Origin of the sequence: Allobosea sp. TAB14, from assembly GCF_052113865.1 — a bacterium.
GTDB lineage: Bacteria > Pseudomonadota > Alphaproteobacteria > Rhizobiales > Beijerinckiaceae > Allobosea > Allobosea spartocytisi.
On sequence record NZ_JBFRDQ010000135.1, the window covers coordinates 1 to 11,544 of the forward strand.

Annotated in this window: 7 protein-coding genes and 2 pseudogenes; 3 read left to right on the forward strand and 6 right to left on the reverse strand. The window is 64.9% G+C overall.

Going from position 1 to position 11,544, the window contains the following annotated elements:
* The 3 genes from AB4Y99_RS19180 to AB4Y99_RS19190 form a co-directional block, all read right to left on the reverse strand.
* The coding region (locus tag AB4Y99_RS19180) for a TonB-dependent siderophore receptor (protein ID WP_441524430.1) at window positions 1-2,426 on the reverse strand (2,426 nt) is incomplete at its 3' end.
* Between the two features lie 124 nt (window positions 2,427-2,550).
* Window positions 2,551-3,486, reverse strand: coding sequence for a FecR family protein (locus AB4Y99_RS19185; RefSeq protein ID WP_441524431.1), 936 nt, complete (start codon window positions 3,484-3,486; stop codon window positions 2,551-2,553).
* A 100-nt stretch (window positions 3,487-3,586) separates the two neighbouring features.
* Complete coding sequence (locus AB4Y99_RS19190) at window positions 3,587-4,090, reverse strand: RNA polymerase sigma factor (RefSeq protein WP_370955450.1); 504 nt, start codon at window positions 4,088-4,090, stop codon at window positions 3,587-3,589.
* Between the two features lie 180 nt (window positions 4,091-4,270).
* On the opposite strand from AB4Y99_RS19190, the pseudogene AB4Y99_RS19195 reads away from it, so the two are divergent.
* Window positions 4,271-4,461, forward strand: a pseudogene (locus tag AB4Y99_RS19195) (IS3 family transposase); the annotation flags it as partial.
* On the opposite strand, the gene AB4Y99_RS19200 reads toward AB4Y99_RS19195, so the two are convergent.
* A complete protein-coding gene (locus AB4Y99_RS19200) occupies window positions 4,434-4,937 on the reverse strand; it encodes a type II toxin-antitoxin system VapC family toxin (protein ID WP_441524432.1) in 504 nt (167 codons plus the stop codon). The pseudogene AB4Y99_RS19195 and the gene AB4Y99_RS19200 overlap by 28 nt on opposite strands.
* Window positions 4,934-5,239, reverse strand: coding sequence for a type II toxin-antitoxin system Phd/YefM family antitoxin (locus AB4Y99_RS19205; RefSeq protein WP_441524433.1), 306 nt, complete (start codon window positions 5,237-5,239; stop codon window positions 4,934-4,936). Before AB4Y99_RS19205 ends, AB4Y99_RS19200 begins: the two co-directional genes overlap by 4 nt.
* A 103-nt stretch (window positions 5,240-5,342) precedes the next feature.
* Here AB4Y99_RS19205 and AB4Y99_RS19210 point away from each other — a divergent pair.
* Window positions 5,343-5,522 (forward strand): annotated as a pseudogene (locus AB4Y99_RS19210) (beta-propeller fold lactonase family protein); the annotation flags it as partial.
* Window positions 5,523-5,653: 131 nt separating this feature from the next.
* On the opposite strand, the gene AB4Y99_RS19215 reads toward AB4Y99_RS19210, so the two are convergent.
* Window positions 5,654-9,715 carry an autotransporter domain-containing protein gene (locus AB4Y99_RS19215; protein ID WP_441524434.1) on the reverse strand — a complete coding sequence of 1,354 codons (4,062 nt, stop codon included), beginning with the start codon at window positions 9,713-9,715 and terminating at the stop codon, window positions 5,654-5,656.
* A gap of 882 nt (window positions 9,716-10,597) precedes the next feature.
* On the opposite strand from AB4Y99_RS19215, the gene AB4Y99_RS19220 reads away from it, so the two are divergent.
* Window positions 10,598-11,512: a MarR family transcriptional regulator gene (locus AB4Y99_RS19220; RefSeq protein WP_441524435.1), complete on the forward strand. Its 915-nt coding sequence runs from the start codon at window positions 10,598-10,600 to the stop codon at window positions 11,510-11,512.
* Window positions 11,513-11,544 lie beyond the last annotated feature (32 nt).

Consider the following 11,544-nt stretch of genomic DNA (forward strand, 5'->3'; position numbering starts at 1 on the left):
CGGTAGGACAGGGTCGCGTAGACGGTGCGCCCGACGCCCCAGCGGCAGCCGACAGCGGCGCAAGTGGAGACATATTTCCGGTCGAACAGATTGGTCGCGCTGACCGAGAGCTTAGTCCCCTTGAGTATCGGGCTCGCGGCGCCGAGATCGTAGTGCACGCCGGCATCGAACAAGGTCACGTTCGGGATCTTGATCGTGTTGGCATTGGTGGCGAAGAACGAGTCGACATAGCGAGCGCCCGCCGTCAAGCCGAAGCCGTTGAGCGGCCCGCTGCGGAAGGTGTAGTCGCCCCACAGGCTGGCGAAATTGCGTGGGGCGCCGGCCAGCCTCTTGCCGACGGTGCCGTCATTGGCTTTCTCCACCTCGGCGTCGAGATAGGTATAGGAAGCGCGGACGCTCAAATTTTCGACGATGGTGGCCACAGCCGAGAACTCGATGCCGCGCGAACGGACCTCGCCCGTCTGCACTTGGCTGCCGATAGGGTGTGTCGGATCGAGATCCGCAGTCAGGACATTCTTCTGGCGAAGATTGAACACCGATGCCGTCAGTAGGGCATTCCACCCGACCGGCTGGTACTTGATGCCCGCCTCGTACTGCTCTCCCTTCGTCGGATCGAAGGGGGTGCCGGTTGCAGCCGTGCCCGCCGTCGGCTGGAACGAGGTGGCATAGCTGACATAGGGCGCCAGGCCGTTGTCGAACTTGTAGAGCAGCCCGGTATGCCAAGTGAAGGCGTGGCTGGCCTGCTGCGTCGCGACACCGTTGACGTGATTGCTGTTACTGCTGCTGACCCAGTCCTGCCGCCCGCCGAGCGAGAGGACGAAGCCGCCGAATTTGATCTGATCCTGTACGTAGACGCCGAGCTGGCGCTGGACCTGGTCGGCATTCTGGAAGATGCCCGGAAGCGGGATCAGCTGGCCATAGACAGGGTTCAGCAGATCGAGCGCCGGTGCCGCACCAAAGCGGGTGAAGTTGTCCCATTTCTTGTACTGATAATCGAGGCCGAGAATGGCCGTGTGCTGCAGCGGGCCGGTCACGAAATCGGCCTGCAGTTGATTGTCGAGCGTGACCGTGTTGAGGTTTTCCTTGGCCATGTAAGCTTGGCGCTGGAGTGTGCGATCGTCCGCGGCTACGCCGATAACCTGAGCCTCCCGATAGTTCAGGTCGATATGGCTGAAGCGCAGGTTCTGGCGGAACTTGAGAGTGTCGTTGAACCGATGCTCGAGTTCGTAGCCGACGGCCGCCTGGTTAAAGTCGAAACTCTCGAAATTGGGCTCGCCAGCGAAGAACGAGCGCGGGATCGAGCCATATCGATTGGGATAGAGCGTGCCGCGCAGCGGCAGGATGTTCCAGAAGCCTGCCTTGGGATCATGGAGATAGCTGGCGAGGAGCGTGAAGGACGTGTCCGCCGTCGGCCTCCAGGTCAACGCCGGCGCAATGGCGACACGCTGCTGGTCGAGATGGTCCACCTGGGTGCCTGTGTCGCGGGCGATGCCGGTCAAGCGGTAGAGCAGCTTGCCTTCCGGGTCGATCGGCCCGCTGAAGTCGAAGGCCCCCTGGATGCGGTTAAAGCTGCCGGTCTGGATCTGGACCTCGTGAAGTGGAGTCGCGGTCGGCCGCTTGCTGATCATGTTGAGGAGGCCGCCGGGCGATGCCTGGCCGTACAGTGTCGAGGACGGGCCTTCCAGAACCTCGGCCCGCTCCAGAAAATACGGATCGACGCGTGGCGTCGACCAGGTACCGGGCATGAGGCGCAGGCCGTCGACATAGGGATCGAGCGCAAATCCGCGGGCATTCACCGGCTCGAACCGGAAGTCGGCATCGTCGCTGAAATAGACGCCCGGCGCGTAGCGAACGGTGTCGCGGACGCTCTGCGCCTGCTGTGCGGTCATCTGCTCGCGCGTGATGACCGAGATGGTCTGCGGCGTCTCGAGGAGCGGCGTGCCGGTCTTAGTCGCGGTGGCGCTCTGCTGAGCGACATAGCCATTGACGGGGCCGCCGGCGACCTCGCCCTGGACGTCGATGGTGTCGAGCGCGATCGCGCCGCCGACATCGGCCGCCCCGCCGGCCACGGGGCCCGTGATCGTGACGGTGCTGGCGTTGGTGAAGCGGTAGTTGAGACCCGACCCGCTAAGGATGCGCGCCAGCGCCTGGCCGCTGCTCATCGCGCCCTCGGCACCGGGCGATTGCTTGCCGCGGACCAGATTGGCGTCGAAGAAGAGCTGCACACCGGTCGTGCTCGAGAACGAGATCAGCGCCTGTGCAAGCGGCTGCGGGCGGATGTTGAAGCTCGCCCGCGCCGAAGCGGACTGCTGTGCCGATGCCGTCATCACGGACAGCGTTGCAAGCGAAGCGCCGAAGGCCAGCGCGAAGGCGAGCGACCGCGAATTGCCGGAGCGGGAAGGATCGATGGAGTAATCGCGACGCATGAACTGGCTGCCTCTTGGCCGCCCCTGCCGGGACGGTTTCATAAGGCGCGCCTGGATGCGCCCCCGATGATGGAGACACCCGGCCGGAGCGAATCAATGAACCTCGGCCCGAAAAAATTCGACTTCAGGAAGCCGGATATACGAAGGCGACGTAGCCGGTGGCATGGAAGATCCGGATCGGCAGCGTCTCCGCGATGGTCTGGAGGGCGGCCTCGGTCTGGCGTGTATCGAAAACCGCGGTGACGGGGATCGAACCGATCCTGTCGCTGGTCAGGATGATGCGCCCGCGCCGGTAGCGCTCCAGCTCGGCGAGCACGCGGCGCAGCGGCGTGTCCTCGAAGACGATGCGGTCRCGGCGCCACGCCGCCACCGACGCGAGGTCCGCCTTGCGCGGCTGCTGCAGTCCCGCCCGATCGTAGCTGACCTGCCAGCCCTCCTCTATGCGCAACGCATCGGGCGCGCCGCTGCGGACTGCGACCGCGTGCCGGGCCACTGTCACGGTGGCCTGGCCCTCCACGAACTTCACGTCGAAGGCCGTGCCGAGTGCTCTTGCCGAGCCGGGCCCGGCGTCGACCACGAAGGGCCTACTGCCGTCGGTTGCGACGTCGAAGAAGGCCTCGCCCTGGTGGAGGTCAACCCGGCGTTCGCTGCCGGTGAAGCGTGTCGACAGGGCGGAATAGGTGCCGAGCTCGACCGTACTTCCATCCGACAGCCTRAGGCTCTTGCGTTCGCCTGCTCCCGTCTTGAACTCGGCCAATAGCCCAGATTYCTGGGCGATATARACGGCAGCGAGGCCGCTTGCCAGGACGAGCGAGCCAGCGACGATATTCCGGCGAGAGAGGCSCGTGGGCGACTGCCGCACACGATCGAATTCGGRCTGCACCACGTCCAGCCGCCTCCAGATCTCGGCCGCCCGYGTCCAGGCCTCAGCATGGTCGGCGCTCTGGGCGTRCCAGATTTCGAAYGCCCGCCGATCGCCAGTCGTCGACTTCTCGTCGCGCAGGCGCACGAACCATTCGAGCGCTTCCATCACGATCGGGTCTGTCGCCTCTCCCTTCATGCGCCTTCCAAGATTCCCTCGCGAGCCCCGGCGATTCAGAAAGCCGGAGCCCATACGTCTATAATACCCGAGGGCTCGAAAGAACGAACGATGCTCCGCTCTACCGTACGAAATGCCGGTCGAGGTCCGCCAAGGCGAGGACGATGTGGGAGATCACCGTATTGCGCGAAATGCCCTTCCGGTCCGCGATCTCGTCGTAGTTCAGGCCCTCGAACTTATGGAGAACGAAAACCTCGCGCCGGCGTGGCGGCAGAGCCGCGATAGCCTCCATGACGCGCCGCAACTCCGAACGATGCAGCACGACGAGTTCGGGCGAGGGCCGGCTGTCGGGAACGGCGTGGAACTGCTCGTCCCCCAGCTCGACCTCACCGCGCCGGCCGATATCCCTAAGGTGATTGAGCGCTAGATTTCGTGCGGTGCTGGTGAGATAGGCCGGACGGTTCTCAATATCCTTCGCGTCGAGCGCGGCCAGCAGCTTCTCGAACGACTGATGCACGAGGTCTTCCGCCGCCTCGCCATTTCCGACGAGCCGTCTGATGATGCGCTGCAGCCGCAATCTCTGGGAGAGATAGAGGGCAGAGATATCGAGCGCTTGGGTTTGCATCCAGGGAGAAGGTCCTAGAACTTCGACTGGCTCGGTTGGCCGCCCGTTTCCGCTACGCCAGTACGATGAATCAAATTATCGTGCAATAACAATAGTTTATATTGCTTCTAAGCTGATTGGCCCGCCCGCTGAAAAGGGGTCCTCTGTGAAGTAGGCTTTTGAGCCTTGGGGGATGTCGCTATAGCGCGCAAGAAGCATAAGCCTGAAGAGATCGTCGCGAAGCTGCGAAGGTGGACGTGTTGTCGTCGCAAGGTCGGCCGGTTGCCGAGGCGATCCGCACGATCGGAGTGATGGCCTTCATCTGTTATGGTTGGCGCAAGGAGTTCAGCGGCCTGAAGAGCGATCAGGTGAAGCGCTTGAAGGATCCCGAGAGCCTTCGCGTCTTGCTGGTGCGCGGGCTCAATGGGAAATGCATTGCGTCGTCATTCCACGGGTCGAACACGCTTGCTCCGGAGGGCTTCGCGTCCCTCACATYACGCGTGACCAGATAGAGATCATGCTCGATGGCGCATGCGGCGAGCAGCGTGTCGATCACCGGCGGCGCATGTCCGCTGGCCCGTTTCACCTCACCGGAGATTCGCCCCCAGCGCCGCACAACGTCGTCAYCAAGCGAAAGCACACGCGGGCCGAACCGTTCGGCGAGCGCATCGCGCGCCGCGATGTAACGCGGCCGCTCGGTGTGGTCCGCGGGTAAGTTGTGGATGCCCTTATCGTACTCGGCCAAGGTCAGCACACTAATATGGAAAGTGTCCTCGTCCTGCCGGGCGGCCCAAGACTTCACCGATGGCGCGCCTTTCGGATTGATCAGAGCGGCGACGACATTGGTATCGAGCAGCCAGCCCTTCAAAGCTCGACATCCCGCCCGCGATCCGCCTCGCGTTCCAGGTCGAGGCCGCCGAGATGCAGGCTCTCCATGAACGCGACGAAGGGCGGGCGAGGTTTCGCTGGCGCGAGACGCTCGAACTCCTCGACGCTCATGACGACGACGGCGTCCTGGCCCCGCACCATCACGTGCTGCGGGCCGTCCTCCCGGGCATGGCGCACCACCTCGCTGAAGCGGGCCTTCGCATCCTCAAGCTTCCAGCGTCCGGCCGCCGCTCGACCGCCGGATGCTTTGCCTGTCCTTGCACGCTCTGCCTGTTTGCCCATCGATTCATGCCTAGTCAGCTAGTCAGATAAATAGCACGCGGCTCTGCGAATTTCCAGACTGCGGCGATGGGAGCGCGGCCGGGAATAAACGCAGCCGCGAGGCTTAAATATCGGCCTGCGGGGGTGCTCTCTAGTCGCGGCGGGCCAGAAGTCGAATTCTGCGACGCTATACGCCATCGACTCGCAATCCGGTGCGATAAAGGAGCTTCAGAGAATCGTGCTCGGCAAGACCAAAACGGGGTCSAGATCATCGACCTTCCATGATCGACTACACCGGAATTGAGCGGTATGTTGCCGGCCAATCCGAACATCTGCTTCTGGGCGGCGGGCCAGCATCCGCAACTTGCGCGGGTGAGCTCAAGCCCGCACGACATCTGACAGGTTAGCGAGAGTGGATGTCGAGCTTGGCCGCCCTCAAAACAGCATTTCGACGCGTCCCTTAAGGGCGTGATCGCGGGAGCGTTCACCGATGGCGGCGGAGTAGGTCAAGCCGAGCACGGTGGCCTGCGATATCCGCCAGTCGAGCCCGGCCTCGGCGACGAGCGCCTCGCGGTCGATCCTGGCGGCGAAGACCGTGGCCGGGGTGGTGCCGGCGACGAAGGCGGTGCGTGCCTGCGGGATGAGCTCGCCAAAGCCGTGGCGCCAGCCGAGCATGGCGCGGGCGAACAGCGGCACCGCCCCAAGCTGCGCCTCGCCGCGCAGGCCCAGCGTGGTGAAGCCCAGCGTCTGGTCGCTGGAGAGCAGGCGCAGGGCCGCTGCCCCGCCGCGCTCGCTGCCGGCATCCGTGCTGACCCGGATCAGCGCCAGCTGCGCGAAGGGTTCGAGCGCGAAGCCGCTGAAGGCGAGGCCATAGCCGAGTTCGGCGAAGCCTTGCGCGACCTGGCCCGGACGCTGCAGGCGCAGGAGGTCGCCGAAGCCGCGGATTGAGACCTGACGGCGGATGTCGCTCTCGCTCCACGAATAGGTCGCGCCGGCATCGAAGCGCAGGCTGCCGAAGCGGGCCCCGGCATAGAGCGCGGCATGGCCGCTCTCGAGCCTSCCGCTGGAGAGACGTGCATTGAGGTCGAAGCGCGACTGGCTGTAGCCGCCGGCTACGCCGATCTTCAGCGAAGAGCCCGGCGCGTCATAGAGCATGAGATCCGCCCCGAGCAGCGCCCCGCCGCTGCGGTGGTTGAGGCTCGCGGCATTGCCGTCGCCATCGCTGTCGCCGGTGCTGCCGAAGGCCGTCCCCCAGAGCGCATAACGCGGCGGCGGCACCGGGGCCGGCATCGTGATCACACCCTTCCTGCCCGGCAGGTCTGCGCTGAAGGCGCCTGCGACCTGGCCTGGCGCCTGCGTCAGCAGTGGGCTGCGCAGATGGCCAAGGATGGTGTCGCGCACCAGCCGGCTCTCATCGATCATCACCGAGACGCCCTGAGCATGTGCCTCGCCCGAAATGAGGTCGAAGCCGGCACGGGCCTCGGCCGCCGTCGCCGAGATCAGTGTGTCGTAGACCGGATTGCCGCCTCCCAGACGCTCCGCCGCGGTCGCGATGAAGCTCTGGTTGCGCGTCTGAGCGATGTAAGGGCGCTGCCCGCCGGACCCACCGCCCGTGCTGCCGCCGCCATCGGGGCCGAAGCCGGTGGCGTTGCGGGTCATGGTCAGCGTGACGTTCTGGCTGTCATAGGCCAGCGACGGCGTGAGGAAGGCGAGGTTCGAGCTGACGCCGCTGAAGCTACCGCCGACCCCGCCCGMGGCGGTCAGGATGGTGTAGTTGGTCGCCGCCGCGTAATTGCCGGTCTGCGCCAGTACCTGGACCGTGCCGCCCGAGATCGTCGCCGAGCCCGAGGCCGCGATCCTGTCGCTGCTGCCGGAGGCGTTGACCTCGACCTGATAGGTCGAGCCCGAGGCGAACGAGACATTGCCCGAGACGGTCAACGTTCCGATCGAGTTGCCCGGTGCCACCGTGCCGCCGGCATCGGCGGCGATACCGCCGACCGCGCCKGAGCCACCGAGCGTCGCACCGCTCAGCACCGTCACCGCCGAGGAGCCGAGCGAACCGTTGACCGAGAGCTTGCCGGCTTCGATCGTGGTTGCGCCGGCCAACGCGCTCGTGCCGGTCAGGTCGAGATTGCCCACGCCGCGCTTGGCGAAGGAACCGGAGCCATTGATCGCGTTGGCGAAACTGGCGTCCACCGGCTGGTCGATGACGAATGCGCCATTGTTSACGATCTGGCTGACGCCGAGGCTGCTGGCCGAACCGATCAGCGTGCCYTGCGCGATCAATGTGCCGCCGGAATAGCTGTTGGCGCCGGTCAAGGTGAGCGAGCCGGCACCGCGCTTCTGCACCTCGCCCGTGCCCGAGATCGCGCCGGCGAAGGCAAAGTCGTCCGAGCGATTGAAGGCGAGCGTCCGATTGTCGACGACAGGGCCGGTGATCGAGCCCGAGGTGCCGCCATCGCCGATCTGCAGGACGCCGTCGGCGATCATGGTCCCGCCGGCATAGCTGTTCGTTCCGGTCAACACCAGCGTGCCGCTGCCGGTCTTCGTCAGGGCGCCGCTGCCGCCGATGCCACCCGACCAGGACAGGTCCGCATCGGTCTGGACTATGCCGCCTGCGGCATCGAGCACGGCATTGCGGGCCGAGGTGAAGCTCGCCGTCGTCCTCAGCGTGCCGCCATCGAGGCTCAGGCCGCCGGCGGCCGCGCCAAGATTGGCATCGGCCGAAACCTGGAGCACGCCGCCGGCAATTGTCGTCCCGCCTGTGTAGCTGTTGGTACCCGAGAGGATGAGCCTGCCACCGCCCACCTTGACAATGGCCGTGCCGTTGCCATCGACGATGGTCGAGCCGATGCTGGCGACGACCCCATTGTCGACATTGAAGGTGCCGGCTCCTCCGCTCGCCGGCGCGATCGAGAGCGTGCCGCCGCTCAGCGCATAGCCGTCTGTCGAGAATTGCAGCGTGTCGAAGCCCACAGGGCCGACAACGCTTACTGCCCCGCCCGCGCTGCCGGCGAAGATGCCGACCGAGCCGCCCCAGCCAGCATTTGCGCTGCCAGTGSTGCTGGTCCAATTGCTGCCGAAGCCGGACCAGGTGCCGGCGCCACCGTCGACGGTGCCGTTGCCGGCGGTATTGGATCCGTCCCAGAACTGCATGCTCTGGCCGGCTCCGAGCACGGCGAAGTTGACTTGTCCCGCGACAGCCGTCTCCACTTGCGCGCTGGCGATGGTGAAGCCGCCCTGGGTCGAGGTCACGCTCTGGCTGTCGAAGCTGCCGGTGAGCGTGCCGCCATAGTCGAACAGGCGATAATAGCCGGCCGCCGCAGCGCTYGCGTCGAGCGCGCCGCCGAGCGTCAGGTTGCCGGCAACTTCGACGAGGTCGTTGCCGGTGACGGGATCGCTGCCGCCGACCACTCCCGGCGTGTTCAGCTCGAAGACCGAGGTCGAGCCGCTGTTGAGCGTCAGCGATCCAACCGTCAGCGTGCCGGGGCTGTGGCCCGCCGACATGGTGCCGTCCACCGTCACGGCTCCGGCGATGCTGCCGGTCCCGGACAGGGTCGCGCCGGCTGCGACCGTCACCGCCCCGAGCCCTGTCAGGGCGCCGTCGACGCGGAGCTCGCCGGCCGAGACCGTCGTGGTGCCGCCATAGGTGCTGGTCCCGCTCAGCGTCTGCGTGCCCGCGCCCTGCTTGACGATGCCGCCCGTGCCGCCGATCGAACCGGCAAAGACCTGGTTGGTCGCATTGCCGAAGGTCAGCGTGTTGCTGCCCAGCGAAACGGTGCTGCCGCCAACGCCGGAGAACGCGCCGATAGTGCGGTTGCCGAATGCCCCATTGATGTCGAACTCGGCGCCTGCGGCGGCAAGGCGGAGGCTGCCGCTCGTGGCAAGGCTGCCCGAGCCGGCCAACGCCAGCGTGCCAGCCGCAATGGTGGTCCCGCCGGTATAGATGGTGCTGTCCATCAGCGTCTGCCTGCCGGAGCCCTGCTTGACGATGCCCCCGGTGCCGCCGATCGCGCCGGCGAAGGTCTGGTCTGTCGCATTGCCGAAGGTCAGCGCATTGGCGCCGAGCGTGATGGCGGTGCCGGCCACACCCGACAAGGCACCGATGGTCCGGTTGCCGGATGCCCCGCTGATGTCGAACCCGGCGCCTGCGGCGGCAAGGCGGAGGCTGCCGCTCGCGCCAAGGCTGCCGGCGCCGTCCAGCGCGAGCGTGCCGCCCGCAATCGTCGTGCCCCCTGTATAGGTGCTGGTGCCCGTCAGCGTCTGCCTGCCCGTGCCTTCCTTGGTGAGCGCGCCGTCGCTGCCCGAGACCGCGCCGCTGAAGGAGGAGTTCGCATTTTGCGAGCCTACGGTCAGAACCGCCCCGGTACCRAGTGCGATCAGCCCGCTGCCTCTTAGCTCGTTCACCGCCAACGAAGAGTTCAGTTGGTGCGTACCGTCGATCTGGAGATTGGTCGAGCTTTCCACTGCCGCGGGGTTGCTGGTCGCCAGCGTCACTCCGGGGGCAACCTCGAGAGTCCCGATGCTGGCGCCGGTGCCTGTCCAAGTGCTGTCGCCAGTGAATATGAGGCGCGACGCGCCCGTTATGCTGGTTGAAAATGTTCCTCCGCCGATCGTAAGTGATTGTCCGGCAATGCCGATCTGGCCGTTGCCCTCAAGACGGGAAATCCTGGCAGCCTCGTCCGATAGATAAAGCGTCGCGTCATTGTTGATCGTAAGGGATTTGGCCAGGCTCAGCGCCGCATTGAGCGACAGAACGCTTGCACTGCCAGGCTTAACGGTCAGAGCCGTCAATGTCCCGCCGTCCAGGACAAGATTGAGATTGATTCCACCTGTCCCGTACCAACCATTGAAGTTGATGTTGCCGGTATCCGAGGCCGATCCGAAATACACGGTCGACCCKGTCARGAAACTGTGAAAATAGACATTCATCAAGCGTCCAGRGACGACAGACAGCCGACCAATGGAACCTGTATCCATGATAACGAGGCTACCAAGACTGAGATCGTCCAGGGCGCGGATATGYCCRTCCGTCCCGATGAACTTTACTCTATCGTAAGGGAATGGTTGGTCAGTCGAAACGTTAGCGAGTCCGCCGATATTGCCAGTAGTCTGGGAAAGCGCAGTTCCGCACCCGAAATTCTTCAAAGGTATAAGCAGCGTCGTCAAAATCAATGCCGCACGGAAAGTCGAGCGATCCGATTTAATTAAAATGGTGCTACCGCCGATATCTCGCCGGCTTCCTCCTAAATCCTTTGAGCGGGTAGCGATCTTTCGCATAGCGGGATATCAATTGGCTCAATCAACTGTTGTCGGGCAAACGCATCAAGGCCATGCCGACCTCACGTCGCAAAGTCCAAAATCTGCAAGCATCCGGCCATGCATGATGTTCCGGAACCGGCCACTCGTGCCGGCATGCTCCACCGCTCAATCGCGCTCCATATCGACAGAGGTCCGTGGCCCTATGCCGCCAGCCTGATCGGCCGCAGCGGGTTTCGCGATGCTTTGCGCTTGTACTGCGCCGCAATGACCCAGCCGCTGGCAACGTCCTGGCCGGCGGACAAATTCTTCGGCCAGAAGCTGCGCTATCTCGTCTCCTTTGTTCTGATCGGTCTCGATGCGCGCTGGCGCCGGGGAGACGGCGACGCGCCGACGCTGGCCGCGCTCCAGCGTATCGCGCCAGCCAGTGCCCGGCAGATCGCGGAGCTGGTCGGCACGCTCAAGCTGGGCGGTTACCTCGTCGCGAGCCGGCTCCCGACTGACCGTCGAGCTTTGCGGTTGAGCCCCTCGATGACGCTGCTTCAGGAAATCGGCCGATCACCCCTGGCCTTTCTCGGCGCCTCCGAGCACCTCGATCCGGCTGCGTCGCCGATAGCTGCGAGGCTTCGATTGGATTCTGCGGGGCTGGCGGATTGGCTTGGGGCCTCCTACGAGATGTTTCTGCAGGAGGATCTCTACTTCGCGCCCTTTTGCAATGTGGTCGAGTTCACCGGGCAGGACTGCGGTTATCCGGTTCTGTCTGCCGTTCTTGCCGCACACTATGCCGCGCTGGCGGGCGCCGCTGCGCCGGCGCCTCTCTCCTATGGCGGGCTGGCCGAGCGATTTCGCGTCTCAAGGCAGCACGTCGGCAATATCTTTGCCAATGCGGAACGACGCGGCTGTTTCAGCGTCGACCGCGGTGGTCGCAGCGTTGCCGTCTCAGCAGACTTTTTGTCGGAATTCGAGACCTGGGCGGCAGGCCAGATGGCACATTACCGCCTCCTCGCTGAGCGTGAATTCGATACTCCGAGCTAGGCTTCGTGGACAAAGGGTAGCCAGAGTTTGAC